This is a genomic window from Geminicoccus flavidas, from assembly GCF_009806515.1.
Lineage (GTDB): Bacteria > Pseudomonadota > Alphaproteobacteria > Geminicoccales > Geminicoccaceae > Geminicoccus > Geminicoccus flavidus.
This window is the reverse complement of the sequence record NZ_WUJP01000483.1, coordinates 1-17,529: the sequence shown is the minus strand read 5'-3', so window position 1 is coordinate 17,529 and position 17,529 is coordinate 1. Positions and strand designations below refer to the sequence as shown.

Sequence of the window (17,529 nt, the reverse complement as noted above, 5' to 3'; positions counted from 1 at the left end):
CGGACCGGGGAGGGCACCGACCGCTCGTCGCGCGTGACCGCACGGACCGCCTTTGGCCTCAGCCGGCTTGCGAGCGGCAGCCTCCCGCAGGCGCGCCAGAGCTTCGAGGCCGCCATCGCAGACTACGAGGCCGGCAGCGATACCAGGGTCGAGCTCCGCCATGGCATGCAGGTTGCCGCGGTCGCCTATGGGTATTGCGGGCTGAGCCAATGGCTATCCGGCTCATCGGTCAAGGCCACGGAGACCGCCCAGAAGCTGCTGCTGCTCATCGACAGGATGCAGCACCCCTATACCTACTCGAGGGGGCTGTTCTGGAACTCCCTCCTCCAGGCGATGCGCCGGGACTGGTCCGCTGCCTATGAGCGCGCCGACCGTGCCTTGCGGCTGGCTGATGAGCATGGCTTCGAGATGAACAGTGCTGCCAGCGCCGCGATCCGTGCTGCGGCTCAGGCGGCATTGGAGCCTGGCGAGGACGCGATCCTGGCACTGCGCGACGCGATCGCCCGGCACCGCCGGCTGGGCGCGTTGTTCCAGATCCCCTATTTCCTTTCCTTTCTCGCCGAGGGCCTGTTGGCGCGGCGGCAATGGGCTGCCGGCCTGTCGGCAAGTGCCGAGGCTCTGGCCGTGGTGAACGAGACGGGCGAGCGTTCCGTCGAGGCGGACATCCACCGGATCACCGGGGATCTTCATGCGGCATCGGGATCTCCCGAGGCGGAAGCTCATTATCGGCTGGCGATCGAGGTCGCGCGCGCGCAGGGTGCCCGTATGCTCGAACTCCGCGCAGCGAACCGGATCGCACGGCTTTGGCTGGGGCAGGACCGGCAGGCTGAAGCTCGTGACCTGCTGCAATCCCTGCGCGGGACGGTAGACCATGATGCAGCTTCCGCCGACCTCCAATATGCCGAGGTGATCCTGGCTGGCGTGGACACCGAAGTGGATCAGGCTCGGGCCTAGAACCCAGGAGCTCCCGGTCCATCCGTCATGATCCGTCAGGAGGCGGATCATGGTGGATGGGTGCTGCTCAGCCGGCTGTGCGCCGGTCATGTCGTCGGCCGCCAACGGACAGGCGAAGCGGGCCCCGGCTTGATGAACCCGGCCGCTATTGCACGTTGATGGCGAAAAGATCCCGACTGTTCACTCTGAGAGCCATGTCATCGACAAATCAACGATCGGACCGGACTGCATTCAGCTTCTGTGAAGTCTTGTGCTCGTATTGAGATTGCTTGACTGGTTGAAGTGACTATGCATTTTTCCGGAATCTAACAGATGAGGATGCGGTCGATGGCGAGGCGTTGTCCGTGGATCGTCCTGGCGGCCACCTGCATGCTGCTGGCACCCCCAGGAATGGCCAAGGAAGCGCCGCCACCGGTCGCCGACACCGTCTATCTGGGCGGCAATGTCGTGACCATGGACGCCACGCAGCCGCGGGCCAGGGCGGTCGCGGTCAAGGGCGGCAAGATCGTGGCGGTGGGCTCTGATGCCAAGATCCGCGAGCATGTCGGGCCCCTTACCAGGACCGTGCGGCTGGATGGCGCCACCGTGCTGCCGGGCTTCATCGATCCGCATTCCCACTTCCTGGGCTATGCGTTCTTCACCGACGAGAAGCACTGGCTCGACGTCTCATCGGTGAACCTGTTCTTCAAGCCGCTGCCAGGCGATCCACGCTGCAAGACGCCCGATGACCCGCAGCACTGCTTCATCCCGGTCAAGAGCCAGGACGACGTCATCGAGCGGATCACGGCCGCGGCCAGGAAGAAGGGGGCGACCCGCGTCCTGGCGATGAGCTACGACCCGGCCCGGCTGGGTCATGGCAAGAGCTGCAAGGGCCCGAAGACCAATGTCGGGTTCGCCTGCCCGAACTTCGAGAACGGCAACGCCCGCGCGACCCTGGACGCGATCTCGACCAAGATCCCGATCTTCGTGTCCAGCCAGTCCGGGCATGTCAGCTACGTGAACACGCCGGCCCTGAAGCTGCTCCGGATCTGCGGGGTGGCCGGCATCACGACCAACTGCGTCAGCCCCTCGATCAACCCGAAGCAGGAACTGGCGCTGGCCAAGCGCGGACAGCTCAACGAGGACCTGGCGCTCTATGCCGACTCCTTCTGGGTCGGCCAGGTGCTGCAGGGCGACAAGCTGTCCGCGGCCACCTCGGTCGCCAAAGCCATCGATATCTATGCCGGCCATGGCTACACCCTGATCCAGGAGGGCGCTGCCTCGCTGGGCGATGCCAGGCTCTACCTGGACCTGATGAAGGACCCGGCCTTCCCGTTCACGGTCGGCCTGATGATGTACGACAACACCAGCCCCAACTTCGCCGACACGATCAACATGGCGAAGCAGGCGGCGGCGGCGATCAAGGGCCAACCCAAGATCTTCATCGCCGGGGTGAAGAGCTTCGCCGACGGCAGCCCGCAAGGCTACACCGCCTTCCTGAACGATCCCTACTACATGGTCTTTCCGCCGTTCACGGAGCCGCCCTTCCCCAAGCCCTACCAGGGCCTGCCGGACCTGTGGGAAGGCCAGATGGAGCGCCGCATCCTGGCGGCCCACGAAGCCGGCTACCCAATCATGATCCATGAGAACGGCGACCAGGCGGCCGACAAGGCGGTCGCGGCGCTGCGGCGAGCGCACTATCCGGATGGCTGGAAGTTCCGGGACATCGTGCTGCACGCGCCGTTCGTCAGCAAGCAGACCATGTCCTGGGTGAAGAGCATCAACGACCCGGTCAGCTTCCTGATGGGCAACCTCTATTTCTGGGGCCTGCCCCAGTGCCAGCAGGTGCTGGGCCCGAAGGTGATGAACGGCAAGTACTACCCCTATCCGGCGCGCAGTGCGCTCGGCATGGGGCTGCGGGTGACGATCCACACCGATTCGCCGGTGGAGCCGCCGGATCCGCTGTTCACGATCTGGGTGGCCAAGACCCGCAAGGTCCAGCAGCCGGAATGGTACCCCAACACCGACAAGGCCGCCTGCCCGGCCGTGCTGGGCCCGCAGGAATCGATCTCGATCGAGCAGGGCCTGCGTGCCTGGACCGTCGACGCGGCTTGGCAGTACGGGCTCTCGCAGAGCCACGGCACCCTGTCCGTCGGCAAGGTGGCCGACATGGTGGTGATGTCGGACGACCCGCTCCAGATGGAGGGGGCACCCGACCGGCTGAGGGACATCCGCATCCTCGCCACCGTCCATGGCGGCAAGCACCGGCCGAACCCGCGCGGCCGGGAAAAGCCGATCTGGTCGGCCGACTACTGACGGTCGCCACCAGCCGGCAGCGCGGCACCGCCAGAGAGCCGCGCTGCTGGACCCGCGTCAGATCGAGCGCATCAGGCCGCCATCGACGCGGATGTTCTGGCCGGTGATGTAGCCGGCACCCTCCGAGGCGAGGAAGGCGATCGTAGCCGCGATCTCCTCGCTCCTTCCATAGCGGCCCATCGGCACGCTCTGCCGGCGCTCCTCGGTCGCGGGCAGGCTGTCGATCCAGCCGGGCAGGACGTTGTTCATGCGCACATTGTCCGCGGCATGGCTGTCGGCGAACAGCTTGGTGAAGGCCGCCAGGCCCGCGCGGAACACCGCCGAGGTCGGGAACATGGCACTCGGCTCGAATGCCCAGGCCGTGGAGATGTTGATGATGGCACCACCCTTCTGCGCCCGCATGACCGGGGCGACCAGCCGGGTCGGGCGGATCACGTTCATCAGGTAGACGTCCATGCCCGCGTGCCACTGCTCGTCGGTGAGCTCCAGCACCGGTGCCCGCGGCCCATGCCCGGCACTGTTGACCAGCACGTCGATCCGCCCCCAGCGCGCCATCGCCTCGTCGACCAGGCGCTGGAGGTCGTCGACGGACTGGTTGGAGCCGGTGACGCCCAGTCCACCCAGCTCGTCTGCCAACGCCTCGCCCTTGCCCGACGAGGACAGGATGCCAACCGCAAAACCGTCCGCCGCCAGGCGCCGCGCCGCCGCGGCACCCATGCCGCTGCCGCCCGCGGTGACCAGCGCCACCTTCTGTCCCGCCATCGGCCCCTGGCCTCCTTCACATGGTCGTGCGCGGCCGGACTATGGCACCGGCCAAACGCAGAGGCGACGCGGTTGTTCGGGCATCCTCCGGGCCGCCCCGCTGCTGCTGGCGGTTGCCGGAACCCCACCGGGAGCCGCTATAGTCCTGCGCGGCGCGCCTTTTCCGGGGCGTCAGCGGTCGAGGAGCAGTTGATGGTGATGTCGTCGGAGGTCGCGCGGGCGCCAGGGTGGGGCGGACCTGCCGCGATCGGCCCCATCCGGGCGGACCGGCTGCGCTTCCTGCCGCTGCTGGCTGGCGCCTTCTGCGTGCTGCTGGTCCTGGCGGCAGGCATGAACGGGCTCGCCACGTTCGAGCGCTACGGCTCGGCCTCCTACGCGCTGATCGCCGAGCATCTGGTCACGCTCGGCCGCTACTCGCTGGATGGCATCCACCCGACTGCCGTGCGCCCGCCCGCCTACCCCCTCTATCTCGCCGCCTGCATGCTGCTCGCGGGCAAGAGCTGGCCGATGCTGGCCGTATTCGGCCAGGGGCTGATGGCGCTGGCCTCGCTCGGCATGGTCGCGGTCATCACCGAGCGGCTCCTGGGCAGCCGGCTGCTGGCTGCCGCGGCGGCGGCGTTCGCTGCCCTCAACCTGGCACTGCTGCGCGAGTTCTTCGTGCTGCGCGAGACCGGCCTGTTCACCCTCCTGACGCTCGCCTGGGTCCTGGTCCTGCTGCGGCCCATGAACGGCACCGGCAAGGCCGTGCTGCTGGCGGTGCTGGCGGCATTGGCGCTCCTGACCAGGCCCAGCGGCATCGTGCTGGTCCCGGTCACGCTGATCGCCCTGATCTGGCAGGCGGGTGCCCTGCGCCCGGCCATCCGCCCGGTGCTGGTCCATCTCGTGGTGCTGGCTGCCTGCCTCCTGCCCTGGCAGGCCCATCTCGCAACCAGCTTCGGCCGGGTGGCGCTATCCGGCACCAGCACGGGCGGCATGAACCTGTTCAAGGGCAACCATCCGCTGATGGGCGACCTTTATCTGCTGGGCGATGTCGACCGGTCCGACCCCTGGATCAAGCCGATGATCGCGGAGCAGGGGATCGACTGGGACGCCCAGCAGTGGCGGGCCGACGATTATCTGCGCGAGCTCGCACGCGAAGCGATCCTGGCCAACCCCGTCCGCTTCGTGCGCCGGGCGATCGAGAAGGGCGTGGTGTTCCTGAGCCCGGCCACCGCGCCGATCGCGCGCGGCGGCGAGGTGGTGATGGGGCCAGACGGGCAGCTCACCGTCGTGGATGCGCAGTTCGGCAGCGGCGATCTGCGCAACCTCTACCACCTGTTCCTCCTGCCGCTGGGCTTGGTGGGCCTGGCAGCGGCTCTGCTCTGGCCCAGGCGGCGCCTGTTCGGCCTAGTGGTGCTGCTGCTGGTCGCCGGCAACCTCGCGATCTATGCGCTGACCTTTCCCGAGCGCCGCTTCCGCCTGCCGCTGGAGCCGCTCCTCGCGGTGGCGGCCATCGCCTGCCTGCGCGACGTGGCGGCGGCCAGGGTGGCAGCACGGCCCGTCACCCCGGTTGGATGTAGCGGAGCAGATCCGCCGTGACCTGCTCCGCATGGGTCAGGAAGATGCCGTGTGGGGCGCCCCGATAGCGCACCAGCTCCGCATTGGGCAGCAGGGCCAGGCTGGGTTCGGCGGTGAGTGCGATCGGCGCGCTCAGGTCCGCCTCGCCGTGGAGCAGCAAGACCGGCAGCTCGATCCGCCGCAATTCGGCGCGGAAGTCGGCAGCCGTGATCACCCGGTTGCATTGGACGATCGCCTGGAGCGAAGTCTGCCGGCAGATCGAGCGGATCCAGTCGATCATGCCGGCCGAGGTCTCCGGCGTCACGAACGGCCGGATATTGTCCTCGATCCATTGCGGGAAGTCGCGCATGAGCTGCTCGCGGCGGACCTGCTCGAACACTTCTTCCGGGATGCCGGCTGGATTGTCCTCCGCCTGCGCCAGCATGGGTGTTACCGTGCCGAGCATGGCGATTTGCGCCACCCGAGCGCTGCCATGCCTGGTCAGATAGCGGACGATCTCGCCCGGTCCCATCGAGTAGCCGACCAGAGTGACCTCCTTGAGGTCCAGCCGCTCCATCAGGCAGGCCAGGTCGTCGGCCAGCGTGTCATAGTCATAGCCCCTGCCCGGATCGTCCGAGCGGCCATGGCCGCGCCGGTCATAGGCGATGCAGCGACAGCCGGCCTCCGCCATGGGCAGCATCTGGTAGGCCCAGCTTTCCGAGCTCAGCGACCAGCTCGCCAGGAACACCACGACCTGCGGTCCCTGGCCCCAGTCACGGTAGAACAGCTCGACCCCGTCAGGCGTGCGGATCGTCGGCATCACGCGGCCTCCCTGTCCAGGAAGCCGGTCACCGCGGCCAGCCGGCCATCCTCGGCGACCACCGCGAAGTCGGTACCGCGCGCGACCGGCGCGCCGCCCGCAGGTGCCAGCGTCCAGGAGAAGCGCAGCCGGTCGTGATGGAGGTCCGGCATGCCGGCCAGGCTGAAGACGAGGCCCGGGAAATGCGCCTGGGCGGCGGCGATCATCGCATCCAGCCCGGCATGGCCCTCGGCTTCCATCATAGGATCGAGATAGCTGCCGCCTTCGGTCCAGGCCTGTGCGATGGCGGCCTGGCGCTGGTCAGGCTCGCGGGCGTTCCAGGCAGCCAGGTAGCGGGCGGCGATTGCGTTGGCATCGAACATCGGCGTGGTCTCCTTCTGGTGTGCGAGGAGACCATGCCGTGTCGCCGGTCATGCGGTCGATTACGTCGGAGGTAAGCTCACTTCACCCAGATCTCCTCGCACACCGCGAAGGTCGGGGCGCCATCCAGCAGATGGCCCACCGCGTCGAAGAACCGCTTGCCGGTGGTCGCGTTGTGCAGGTCCATCGCCTGGCGGCTGGCGAAGCGCTCATAGGTGGTGAAGACCGCCGGGTCCTCGACCGCCCGGCCGACATGGTAGCCGAGCGTGCCCGGCTCGTGCGCCGAGCCCTCGCTGCCGGACAGGAGCAGTGCCTGGTGCACCTCCTCCTCATGGCCGGGCTTTGCCCTGATGATGGCGGTGATGGTGATCATGCGGTGATGCTCTTCCAGTCGACCTTCTGCTCGAACGCATGGGCGGCTGTATAGATGGTGCTCTCGTCATAGAATTTCCCGACCAGCTGCAGGCCGACCGGCAGGCCGTCGACCGTGCCGCAGGGCAGGCTCATCGCCGGGTGGTGGGTGCAGTCGAACGGTGCCGTGTTCGGCAGCATCTCGAAGGCGCGGCTCAGGATCTCCGAGATCGGCGCGTCCGCTGCCGGCAGCGGCGTGGCGGTGAGCGGCAGGGTCGGCATGGCGATCAGGTCGTAGTCGGCCAGCACCGCGTCATAGGCGGCGCGCAGCCGGCGCACCAGGTTCTGCGCCTTGGCGTAGTAGCGGCCGTTATGCTTGTTCAGCATGTACTGGCCGAGCAGCATGGTGTTCTTCAGCGTGTCCGAGATCTCGTCGGCGCGCTGGCGCCAGTTCGAATGGAAGTCGATCAGGCTGTTGACGTAGAGGCCCTGCCAGTTGAAGCCGAAGCCGTTGCCGTGCATCATCTGCATGGTGGCGCCCTCGGCGCCGATCGGCTGCCAGATCGCGATGCCCGCCCTGTGCAGCGGGATCGAGACCTCCTCGACCACGGCCCCCAGCGCCTTCAGCTTCTCCAGCGCCGCCTTGACCACCTGATCCGATTCGACCTGCGACTGCGCCCAGCCGAAGCCCTCACGCACCACCGCGATCCGGAGCCCCTTGATGTCCCTGCCCAGCGCCTCGGTATAGGCGGGCGGCTTCAGCGGGCCGTACTGGCGCGGGTCCAGCCCGTCCGGGCCGGCCAGGACCTCGAGCAGCAGGGCATTATCCTCGACCGTGGCGGTCATCGGCCCGGTATGGTCGATGGTCAGCTCGATCGGCATGATTCCGGTATAGGGGACCAGGCCATGGGTCGGCTTCATGCCGTAGATGCCGCAATAGGAAGCCGGCATCCGGATCGAGCCGCCCTGGTCGCCACCGATCGCCATCGGCACTTCGCCGGCCGCGACCAGTGCCGCGGAGCCCGAGGACGAGCCACCGGCCGAGTAGCCCATCCGGTGCGGGTTGTGGACCGGGCCGGTCGAGGAGGTGTGGCTGCCGCCGGAGAAGCAGAAATATTCGCACACTGCCTTGCCGACGATGGTGGCGCCCGCGTCCAGCATCCGAGTGACGATGGTGGCGTCCACGTCGGGGACATAGCCCTCCAGCGTCGAGGCGCCGTTCATCATCGGCACGCCGGCCAGCAGCACGTTGTCCTTCAGGACGATCTTCTTGCCCTTCAGCTTGCCGCGCGGCGCGCCCTCGACCGTCGTCTTGACGTACCAGGCGCCGTACCGGTTCTCCTCGCCGCTGGGACGGTAGCCGGGGGTGCGGGGGTATTTCACCGGCGGCAGCTCGTCGGTCATCTTGTCGACGATGTCGTAGGCGGCTAGGCCCGCCGTGAACGAAGCCAGATGCTGAGCCAGGTCCTCGTCGGTGAAGGTCATGCGGAGCTGGGACGCAACCTCGCGCAGCTGCTCAGGGGTCGGCATCTTCACAGTGTTCAGCGTCATCGGAGCGTACTCCTCCCGAGGTTGGTGGCGGTGAAGGGCGAAGAGCGCAGGTCGGGCCCGGGGACGGGCCGCGCGACGGGCGCGGGCAATGGACGGTGATCGAGGACGCGCATGTCGGCCGATTCAGGCAGCAGGGATTTCTGGCGCGGCGCACGGTCGACGCCCGCGATGATCATTGCGATCGCGCCGTTCGGGCTCCTGTTCGGCGCGCTGGCGGCCGATAACGGCTTCAGCGTCGCCGAGGCGACGTTGATGAGCGCCCTGGTCTATGGCGGGGCCAGCCAGATCGTCGGGGTGGAGCTGTTCGGCCAGCACGCAGCACCCTGGATGATCGTGCTTTCGATCTTCATCGTGAACACGCGCTCGATTCTCTATTCGGCGGCCGCCGGCCGGCTGATCGCCCACTGGCCGTCGGCACAGAAGGCGCTGGCCTTCTTCCTCCTGGTCGACCTGCAATATGCGGAAGCGGAGCGGGAGGCCGAGCAGGGCCGCAAACTGACGCTCGGCTGGTACCTGGGCCTGGGCCTGCCGATCTACCTGACCTGGATCGCGGAAGCGGCGGTGGGCGCCGCCTTCGGCCGGCTGGTCACCGATCCGCATGCACTGGGCCTCGACTTTCTCGTGCCAATCTATTTCCTCAGTCTGGTCATGGGCTTCCGGCGGCGGACGAAGTGGCTGCCGGTGGTGGCGGCCAGCGCTGTCGCCTCGATCCTCGCCTACCTGGCCGTGGGCTCCCCCTGGCATGTCTCGCTCGGCGCGCTCGCCGGCATCCTTCTGGCCGCTGCCCTGCCGCTGCCGCGGTACGTCGAGCCTTCGCGCGGATGAGCACGACGCTCTGGATCATCCTGGCGGCGGCAGCCGTGACCTATTTGGCGCGCGTCCTGGGCCATCTCGTCCTGTCGCGCTTCGCCTACGTGCCGCCGCGCGTGCAGGCCGGGCTGGACGCGGTGCCGGCCGCAGTGCTGACCACGCTGGTGGCCCCGGCTGCGCTTTCCGGCGGCGTGCCCGAGCTGGCGGCCCTGCTGGTGACGGCACTGGTGGCGCTGCGCGGCGGCGCGCTGGTCACCTTCGCCGCCGGTGCGGCCGTGCTGATCGCGCTGCGCAACCTGCCCGGCTGAGCAAGGCGTCTGGTCAGACACCGGCGAACTCGGCAGTCAGGTCGTGGTCGTCGAGCCGGGCTGGATCCAGCTCGCGCGCGATCCGGCCCTTCTGGATGGTGAAGATCCGCTCCGACAGGCCGCGGATGAACTCCAGGTTCTGCTCGACCAGGAGCAGGGTCAGCTCGCGCTTCCTGCGGATCGCATGGAGGCGCTCGACGATCTCCTGGAGGATCGAGGGCTGGATACCTTCGGTCGGCTCGTCCAGCAGGATCACCGACGGGTTGCCGCACAGGCAGCGGGCCAGTGCCAGGAGTTGCTGCTCGCCGCCCGACAGCGCCCCGCCCGGCCGGTCGAGCAGGCGCTTGAGCTGCGGGAAGTCCTCTAGGATGGCGTCGATCCCGTCGTCGGGCAGGCCCTTGGCAGCACAGCCCATGCGCAGGTTGTCGAGCACCGACAGGGTGGGGAAGATCTGGCGGCCCTGGGGCACGTAGCCGATCCCCTTGCGGGCGCGCAGATGCACCGGCAGCCGGGTCACGTCCTCGCCCGCCAGCTCGATCTTCCCGGCACTGGCCGGCAGGTGGCCCACGATGGCCTTCAGCAGGGTCGACTTGCCCATGCCGTTATGGCCGAGGATGCCGGTGAAGGTTCCGCGGCGGACATGGAGGTCGATGCCGTTCAGAACCTGGATGCGGCCGTAGCCGGAGACGAGGCCTTCGATCCGGATCATGCCGCGACCCTCCCGACGGCCGCGCGGATCGGCTCCTTGCCCAGATAGACGTCGCGTACCACCGGGTCGTTCAGCACCACGTCGACCTTATCTTCGATGAGCACGCGGCCCTGGTGGAACACCGTGACCGTCTTGGCAATCGAGCGGATGAACTGCATGTCGTGCTCCACCACCACGATCGCGTGGCGCTCGTTGAGCTGGCGGATCAGCGCCGCCGTGCGCGCGGTTTCCTCGGCGGTCATCCCGGCAGTGGGCTCGTCCAGGATGATCAGGTCGGGCTCGGACGCGACCACGGTGGCGAGCTCGACCAGCTGGCGGGAGCCGTGGGAAAGCAGGCCGACGGGCTTGCCGGCGATGTCCTCGATGCCGATCCGGCCCAGCACCTCGTCGGTGCGCTTGCGGGCCAGGATCGCGCCATAGCGGCGGCGCGCCGCGATCAGCACGCTGTCGCGCACGGTCAGCCCGTCGAACACCGAGGGCACCTGGGTCTTGATGCCGACGCCCAGCCTGGCGATGGCGAAGCTGTCCCAGCCGGTGACGTCGTGCTCGCGCAGGTGGACCGTCCCTGAGGTCGGCTTGTACTGGCCCGTCAGGCACTTGAAGAAGGTGCTCTTGCCGGCCCCGTTCGGGCCGATCAGGCAGCGCAGCTCGCCCTCGTGGATCTTCACGTCGACCCGGTCGACCGCGACCACGCCGCCAAAGCGCATGGTCAGGCCGCTGGTTTCCAGCATCGCGCTCATGAGCGGTCTCCGCGGCGGATCAGCCCGGTGATGGTGGGCAGCAGGCCCTTGGGCAGGAGCAGGACGGCGATCACCAGGATGGCGCCCAGCACCAGGTTCGGATCGATCACTTCCAGCGTGCCCGCCCAGTTGGTGAGCATCTGCAGGAGGATGCAGCCGATGACCGGGCCCACCAGCGTGCCGAGCCCGCCCACGATCACCCAGATGATGATCTGGCCGGAATAGCTCAGCGAGAACATGGTCGGGCTTACGAACACGCAGTTCGCGAAGAACATCCCCGCCAGGCCGGCCATGGCGCCGCCGACCGTGAAGATGATGAGCTTGTAGAGGCGCACGTCGTAGCCCAGCAGCTCGGCGCGCAGCTCGTTCTCCTTCACCGCGACCACGACCCGGCCGAAATGGCTGGCCAGGATCAGCTTGGCGATCGCGTAGCAGAGGAACAGGCCGATCACGGCAAGCACGAAGATCTGGTCGGGCATCAGCATGGCCGTCATGTCGCCCGGGAAGTTGAGCGGCGGGGTCATCGGGATGCCGTTGAAGCCGCCCAGCGGCGCGGTGCCGATCGTCCAGATGTCGCTGGCGGTCGAGTTGATGAACTTGAACAGGATCAGGGTCACGGTGAGCGTGATGACGCCCAGGTAGACGTCGCTGATCCGGCCGTAGAACAGGAAGTAGCCCAGCAGCAGGGCGAAGCCGGCCGGGACCAGGATGGCGAGCGGCACCGCTCCGGTGGTGTCGCCGAAATTGATGGCAGCAACCGCGTAGGTGTAGCCGCCCAGGCCGAAGAAGGCGGCCTGCCCGAAGCACAGGATGCCGCCATAGCCCCAGACCAGCGCCAGGCTCAGTGCCAGGATCGCCATGCTGACGAACACGGTGGCGTTGATTAGCGCGAACAGCTCCAGGGTCGCCGGCAGGAACCAGCAGACGGCGAGGGCGGCGAGCGCGGCCAGCGCGATCGGGCCCCAGGTGGTTTTCAGGGCGGCGTTCATAGGGAGCCCTTGAGGAAGCGGCCGGTGATGCCGCGCGGCAGGAGGCGCAGGAGCACGATGGCGGCGGCAAGCAGGGCCACCTCGCCCAGCACCGGCGTGGCCAGGAAGCTGCCGAGCGTGTTGACCGCCCCCAGCAGGCCGGAGGCCGAGATCGTGCCGGCCAGGATCGCGGCACCGCCGGTGATCACGGTGATGAAGGCCTTGGCGATGTAGGCGGTGCCCATGGTCGGCACCACGCCCGCAAGCGGGGCGATCAGCGCTCCGGCCAGGCCGGACAGGGCGGCGCCGACGGCGAAGGTGACCGCGTAGACGGTGGAGGGGGCGATGCCGAGTGCTGCCGCCATGTCCGGGTTCTGCATGGTGCCGCGCGCGATCAGGCCCAGCCGGGTGAAGCGGAACACCACGAACACCACGGCCAGCAGCACGGCGGTGAACAGGATCAGGAACAGCTCGTAGCCCGACATGCGGAAGCCGCCGATGGCGATGCTGCCGAGCGGGGCGGAGAAGCCGGTATTGGTGTTGCCGAGGATCATGGTGACGAGGCCGATCAGGGCCAGCGACAGGCCCCAGGTAGCCAGCATCGTGTCGATCATCCGGCCGTAGAGGCGGCGGATGATCAGGCGCTCGACGACCACGCCCACGATCGCCACCGAGACGGGGGCCACCAGCAGCATCGAGACCCAGAGGTTGACGCCATGCCCGGTCGCCAGAATCGCGGCATAGGCGCCCAGCATCAGGAACTCGCCATGGGCGAGGTTGATGACGCGCATCATGCCGAAGATGACGGCTAGGCCGAGACTGATCAGCGCCAGCATGGCGATGCTGGTCACGATCTGGAGGAGGACGATGAGGGCGAGATCCATGACCGTTCCTGCGGGATGGGAGGACGGGGCTCCCGCCGGCACAGCAATGTCGGCGGGAGGGAGCGGTCAGATTCCGACGACGTACTGCTTGTTCTCGTTCGGATTCGCCGAGAGGTCGCAGACCGCCTGGGTGTCGGCGGGCGGCTGCTGGGCGTAGCTCTCCAGCACCTCGAAGGCCTGGTCCTTCACCTCGGCGATGTGGACGTCGAGGGTGGCGTGGTGGGTCTTGGGGTCCACCACGGTCGTGCCGGCCGGCCCCTGATAGGAGATGCCGGATTCCAGCGCCTCGGTGACCGCCATCCGGTCGACCGAGCCCGCCTTCTTCACGCCCTCGGCCCAGATGTTGAAGCCGTGATAGGTCATCATGGCGAGCTCGGCGCCCAGATAGGGCGCCTTGTCGCCAAGCTTGGCATGGAACCGCTCCAGGAACGCCTTGTTGGCTGGCGTGTCCAACTCCTGGAAATAGGCGAAGGCGGCATGGATGCCGTCGCCTTCCTCGGGCGAGAGCAGCTTGTTCTCATTGCCGCCGCCGAACGTGGTCGAGGCCAGCGGGATCTCCTTGTTCATCCCCGCGGCTGCCCACTGGCGGTAGAAGGAGACATGCGCGCCGCCCACCAGCAGCGACATGACGATGTCGGGCTTGGCGGCCTGGATCTTGCGGATGGTCGGGCCGAAATCAGTGACGTCCAGCGGGAAGTACTCGTCGGCGAGGACCTCACCGTCGCCCTCGGTGACGTATTTCTTCACCCACTTGGCGGTGATTTGGCCATAGTTGTAGTCAGCGGCCAGGACGTAGACCTTCTTGCCCCATTTGTTCATCACATAGGGCACGAGCTTGGTGACGTTCTGCGCAGGTCCCGAGCCCAGGCAGAAGATGTTGCGGTCGCAGACCCCGCCCTCGTACTGGGTGTTGTAGAAGTAGAGCGTCTGGAAGCGCTTCAGGATCGGGCGCATCGCCTCGCGCGACGCCGAGGTGATGCCGCCATGGACCACTGCCGCCCTGTCGCGGGTGGCCGCCTGGGTGGCGAACTGGGTGTAGAGCTGGATGTTGGACTGCGGGTCGTAGTTGATCAGCTCCACCTGCTTGCCGAGCAGGCCGCCCGCCGCGTTCAGCTCCTCGACCGCGAAGCCGAGTGTCGCGATCATCGGCTGGCCATAGATGTCCAGGCCGCCCGAGGCGTCGTGGATGCCGACCACCTTGATGACGTCTTCCTGCGCCCAGGCGCCGCGATGGATGATCGCCGGGGCGGCGACGGCGCCCATGGCGATCGCCGACGTGCGCAACAGGCTGCGCCGATCGAACTGCATGCTGTTGTTCCCCCTTGGAAAGCCCCGAGGCTCTCAGAGCCGCGTCGCGCACCGCGCTCAGCCGTTCCAGCAACGACCGTGCCAATGCCGGAGCTGCGGGCTTTGGGGGAAACAGGGGGCAGGGCCGCCCGGGGCTGCCGTCGTTCAGGTCAGAGTGCTTGGAACGACGGCAGCGGCAGGATTCAGCAGGTCGGCGGCTCAGGCCGCGTCGCGGCCGCCCACGGTGCGCAGCCCGGCAGGCTGGTCGGCGCAGCGCCAGGCCCGTTCGGTGTCGACCATGTAGTCGCGGGTGAGCGGCACGGCGTGGCGGTCCTTGGCGAGCTGGATCTGGAACACCATGCCGCGCTGGCGGCGGAAGAACAGTTCCGAGCCGATCAGGTAGATCTCCCACATCCGGCAGAACCGCTCGTCATAGAGCGCCTTGGCCTCGCCGCGCCGGGCCAGGAACCGCATGCGCCAGTGCCTCAGCGTCTCGGCATAGTGCAGCCGCAGGATCTCGACGTCGGTCACCCACAGGCCCGCGCGCTCGATCGCCGGGAGCACCTCGGACAAGGCGGGGATGTAGCCGCCCGGGAAGATGTATTTGCGGATGAAGGCCGAGGTCCAGCTCGGCCCCTCCATCCGGCCGATCGAATGGAGCAGCATCACCCCGTCATCGGCCAGCAGGTCGCGGACCTTGCCGAAAAACTCGTCATAATGGTTCACGCCGACATGCTCGAACATGCCCACCGACACGATCCGGTCGAAGCGCTCGCGCAGGTGGCGGTAGTCCTGAAGGAGGAAGCGGACCCGCCCGGCAACGCCCTTGCCGCGTGCCCGCTCGTTGCTGACCTCGTGCTGCCGCTCGGACAGGGTGACACCGGTGACGTCGCCGCCGCCCAGCTCGGCGATGGTCAGGCCGAGCCCGCCCCAGCCGGAGCCGATGTCCAGCACCTTCTGGCCGGGCTGGAGCAGGAGCTTGGCCGCGATGTGGCGCTTCTTGAGGAGCTGGCTCTCCTCCAGGCCGATGTCCGGCGAGGGGAAGTAGGAGCAGGAATACTGCTGATCCTCGTCCAGGAAGAGCCGATAGAACTCGTCCGTCAGGTCGTAATGGTGCGCGATGTTCTGCTTGGCGCGGCCGACCGGGTTGTACTGCTGGATCTTGCGCAGGCCGAGCCGGAGCCGGTTGATCACGCTGCCGCGCTGCGCCTGCCACTGGAGTTCGGCATTGACGATCAGGAAGTCCATGAACTCGTAGAGCGAGCCTTCCAGGATCTCGATCCGCCCGTCCATGTAGGCTTCGCAGACCGCCAGCTCCGGGTTCTTCATCAGGTCGCGGGCGACCCTGGCATCGGTGAAGCGGATCTTGGTGACGGGCCCCCCCTCGGCGCCGTGCCAGCTCTTCTCCCGCCCCCCGGCCTCGACGATCGTGATGGCACCGACCTTCACGAACCGCTGCAACATCGCGTCGAGCAGCATGGGACAAATCTCCAACCTGAGGTTGATAGCGCCTTGTTTCGGCTGTCCTTTGTCCGGTGAGCCTATGCTTTGTAACAGTGGGCGCAACAAAAATTGCATTGAACTGTTACTGACAGCTGTCTGCCCCCGTTCTTTCCGCGGGACGGCGGCGAGCCCGATAGGTCGGGAAGATACTTGCGCGTAACATCCGTTGCGTGGTGTTCACGACCAGGACGGTGGTGCAACCCGATGACGAATGGAGATGTGCTGTCGGCTGCTCTGGTTGTGGCCCGACCATGTTCTACTCGAATATTGTCGGACAATCGGATTTGCTCCTCCGGCGTGCCATCGTACTTGCACGGCCGGCGCTATTCACTGCGCTGGCACTGCTGAATCCGCCCCGGTTACTGGCAGGTCGAGGAGCCGGCTGCCTGCGTACCGGGCCGGGGCCGTGGCCTTCCTGCCGCACCCTGGGATGTGTGCCGAAGGCCGGCCTCGCCCGCTGTCCGGTTGCACGCACCCGCCGGGCCTGCTCCAAAGGCATGAAGGCTGCGCGGTGCCGGGTCCGGACAGTGCTGGGACCAGGCAGCGCCAGGACCGGACGGGGGAAGAGGTTCGGGGATGCTGGCTTCGACATCGGCGGCGCGGCGGCTGGCCTGGCCGGCCGCCCTCCTGCTGGTACTGCTGGTCGCCTCGAGCCTGCTGCGCGGGCTGCAGCCGGAACTGGCGGGGGCGATCGGGCCGGAGCAGGTCCGGCTCCTGGACCGCATCGCCACGGCTTCCCTGTGGCTGGCGCTGGCCTGGCTGCTGGTGCGCCTCCTGGATGTGCTGGTCTGGTCGCGACGCGCCCGGCATCTGCCGCGCCTCCTCACCGACCTGTTCGCCGCCCTCATCCTTCTCACCGTGGCGCTCGTGATCGCGGCCCGGCTGTTCGAGGTGCCGCTGGCCGGCATCCTCACCACCTCGGGCGTGGCGGTGGCGGTGCTGGGCTTCGCCCTGCGCGACATGCTGGCCAGCCTGTTCGCGGGCATCGCCCTCAACCTGGAGCGGCCCTACCGTATCGGCGACTGGCTCGAGGTGCAGCCGGACACGGTCGGGCGGGTCGAGGAGGTCGGCTGGCTGACCACCAGGCTCGTGACCCAGGACGGCATCGGCCTGGTCGTGCCCAATGCCCAGCTCGCCACCCGCGCGTTCCGCAATTTCGACCAGCCCATGGGCCCCTGGCGCGACCATCTCACCGTCACGCTGGGCTACGAGGTGTCGCCGGCCCGGGCCGAGCGCATCCTCCTGGCGGCCGCCGCGACCGTGGCGGCGATCCGAATCGAGGCGCACCGGCCGGACGCGCGTATTACCGCCTGCGGCGAGCATGGCGTGGTCTGGGACCTGCGCTACTGGGTGCCGAGCTATGCCGCACGGGTCGATCTGCGCCACCAGCTCCATGCCGCCGTGCTGCACCATCTCTACAAGGCCGGGATCGGCCCGGCCCACCAGCGCCTGGATTTGTTCCACGCGCCGATGCCGCAGCGCATGGTGGAGCACCGCACGGAGCCGGACCTGCTGCTCGCCCGCAGCGACCTGTTTGGCTCGCTGCCGCCAGCCGAGCTGAAGGAGCTGGCGCACAAGGCCAGGCGGGTGCGGGTGCCGGCCGGCAGGCCCGCGGTCCGCCAGGGGGAGCCCGGCAGCTCGATGTTCGTGGTGCTGGAAGGGGTGCTGGACGTCAGCATCGAGCCCGAGTC

Annotated in this window: 16 protein-coding genes and 1 pseudogene; 6 read left to right on the top strand and 11 right to left on the bottom strand. The window is 67.9% G+C overall.

Going from position 1 to position 17,529, the window contains the following annotated elements; translation table 11 throughout:
- Window positions 1-954 (top strand): annotated as a pseudogene (locus tag EQG76_RS13580) (hypothetical protein); the annotation flags it as partial.
- Window positions 955-1,281: 327 nt separating this feature from the next.
- Window positions 1,282-3,249: an amidohydrolase gene (locus tag EQG76_RS13575; protein WP_159714171.1), complete on the top strand. Its 1,968-nt coding sequence runs from the start codon at window positions 1,282-1,284 to the stop codon at window positions 3,247-3,249.
- Between the two features lie 57 nt (window positions 3,250-3,306).
- Here EQG76_RS13575 and EQG76_RS13570 read toward each other — a convergent pair whose 3' ends face one another.
- The gene (locus EQG76_RS13570) at window positions 3,307-4,011 is read right to left on the bottom strand and encodes an SDR family oxidoreductase (protein ID WP_159714168.1); all 705 of its coding nucleotides are present in this window, start codon (window positions 4,009-4,011) and stop codon (window positions 3,307-3,309) included.
- 192 nt (window positions 4,012-4,203) lie between these two features.
- On the opposite strand from EQG76_RS13570, the gene EQG76_RS13565 reads away from it, so the two are divergent.
- The gene (locus tag EQG76_RS13565) at window positions 4,204-5,589 is read left to right on the top strand and encodes a glycosyltransferase family 39 protein (protein WP_159714165.1); all 1,386 of its coding nucleotides are present in this window, start codon (window positions 4,204-4,206) and stop codon (window positions 5,587-5,589) included.
- On the opposite strand, the gene EQG76_RS13560 is transcribed toward EQG76_RS13565, so the two are convergent.
- The 4 genes from EQG76_RS13560 to EQG76_RS13545 all read right to left on the bottom strand — a co-directional run bounded on the left by EQG76_RS13560 (window position 5,552) and on the right by EQG76_RS13545 (window position 8,629).
- Complete coding sequence (locus EQG76_RS13560) at window positions 5,552-6,367, bottom strand: alpha/beta fold hydrolase (RefSeq protein WP_159714163.1); 816 nt, start codon at window positions 6,365-6,367, stop codon at window positions 5,552-5,554. The two genes, EQG76_RS13565 and EQG76_RS13560, sit on opposite strands and share 38 nt — an antisense overlap.
- Window positions 6,367-6,729, bottom strand: a complete 363-nt coding sequence (locus EQG76_RS13555; RefSeq protein ID WP_159714161.1) for a nuclear transport factor 2 family protein — start codon at window positions 6,727-6,729, stop codon at window positions 6,367-6,369. The genes EQG76_RS13560 and EQG76_RS13555 overlap by 1 nt, the downstream gene beginning before the upstream one ends.
- Before the next feature lie 77 nt (window positions 6,730-6,806).
- Window positions 6,807-7,100 (bottom strand): putative quinol monooxygenase, encoded by a 294-nt coding sequence (locus EQG76_RS13550; RefSeq protein WP_159714159.1) that lies wholly within the window; start codon window positions 7,098-7,100, stop codon window positions 6,807-6,809.
- The gene (locus tag EQG76_RS13545; protein WP_200840800.1) at window positions 7,097-8,629 is read right to left on the bottom strand and encodes an amidase; all 1,533 of its coding nucleotides are present in this window, start codon (window positions 8,627-8,629) and stop codon (window positions 7,097-7,099) included. Before EQG76_RS13545 ends, EQG76_RS13550 begins: the two co-directional genes overlap by 4 nt.
- 111 nt (window positions 8,630-8,740) lie before the next feature.
- Here EQG76_RS13545 and EQG76_RS13540 point away from each other — a divergent pair, with 111 nt between their 5' ends.
- Both EQG76_RS13540 and EQG76_RS13535 read left to right on the top strand, forming a co-directional pair.
- Entirely contained in the window at window positions 8,741-9,454 is a 714-nt protein-coding gene (locus EQG76_RS13540) for an AzlC family ABC transporter permease (RefSeq protein WP_159714157.1), read from the top strand.
- Complete coding sequence (locus EQG76_RS13535) at window positions 9,451-9,747, top strand: AzlD family protein (protein ID WP_159714155.1); 297 nt, start codon at window positions 9,451-9,453, stop codon at window positions 9,745-9,747. The genes EQG76_RS13540 and EQG76_RS13535 overlap by 4 nt, the downstream gene beginning before the upstream one ends.
- Before the next feature lie 13 nt (window positions 9,748-9,760).
- On the opposite strand, the gene EQG76_RS13530 is transcribed toward EQG76_RS13535, so the two are convergent.
- From EQG76_RS13530 to EQG76_RS13505, 6 genes are all read right to left on the bottom strand, one after another.
- A complete protein-coding gene (locus EQG76_RS13530) occupies window positions 9,761-10,456 on the bottom strand; it encodes an ABC transporter ATP-binding protein (RefSeq protein ID WP_159714153.1) in 696 nt (231 codons plus the stop codon).
- Window positions 10,453-11,196 carry an ABC transporter ATP-binding protein gene (locus tag EQG76_RS13525; protein WP_159714151.1) on the bottom strand — a complete coding sequence of 248 codons (744 nt, stop codon included), beginning with the start codon at window positions 11,194-11,196 and terminating at the stop codon, window positions 10,453-10,455. Before EQG76_RS13525 ends, EQG76_RS13530 begins: the two co-directional genes overlap by 4 nt.
- Window positions 11,193-12,185: a branched-chain amino acid ABC transporter permease gene (locus EQG76_RS13520; RefSeq protein WP_159714149.1), complete on the bottom strand. Its 993-nt coding sequence runs from the start codon at window positions 12,183-12,185 to the stop codon at window positions 11,193-11,195. The genes EQG76_RS13525 and EQG76_RS13520 overlap by 4 nt, the downstream gene beginning before the upstream one ends.
- Window positions 12,182-13,048 carry a branched-chain amino acid ABC transporter permease gene (locus EQG76_RS13515; protein WP_159714147.1) on the bottom strand — a complete coding sequence of 289 codons (867 nt, stop codon included), beginning with the start codon at window positions 13,046-13,048 and terminating at the stop codon, window positions 12,182-12,184. Before EQG76_RS13515 ends, EQG76_RS13520 begins: the two co-directional genes overlap by 4 nt.
- Before the next feature lie 66 nt (window positions 13,049-13,114).
- Window positions 13,115-14,356 (bottom strand): urea ABC transporter substrate-binding protein, encoded by a 1,242-nt coding sequence (locus EQG76_RS13510; RefSeq protein WP_159714145.1) that lies wholly within the window; start codon window positions 14,354-14,356, stop codon window positions 13,115-13,117.
- Between the two features lie 198 nt (window positions 14,357-14,554).
- On the bottom strand, window positions 14,555-15,814 hold the full coding sequence (locus EQG76_RS13505; RefSeq protein ID WP_159714143.1) for an SAM-dependent methyltransferase: 1,260 nt from the start codon (window positions 15,812-15,814) through the stop codon (window positions 14,555-14,557).
- Window positions 15,815-16,414: 600 nt separating this feature from the next.
- On the opposite strand from EQG76_RS13505, the gene EQG76_RS13500 reads away from it, so the two are divergent.
- The coding region (locus EQG76_RS13500) for a mechanosensitive ion channel domain-containing protein (protein WP_159714141.1) at window positions 16,415-17,529 on the top strand (1,115 nt) is incomplete at its 3' end.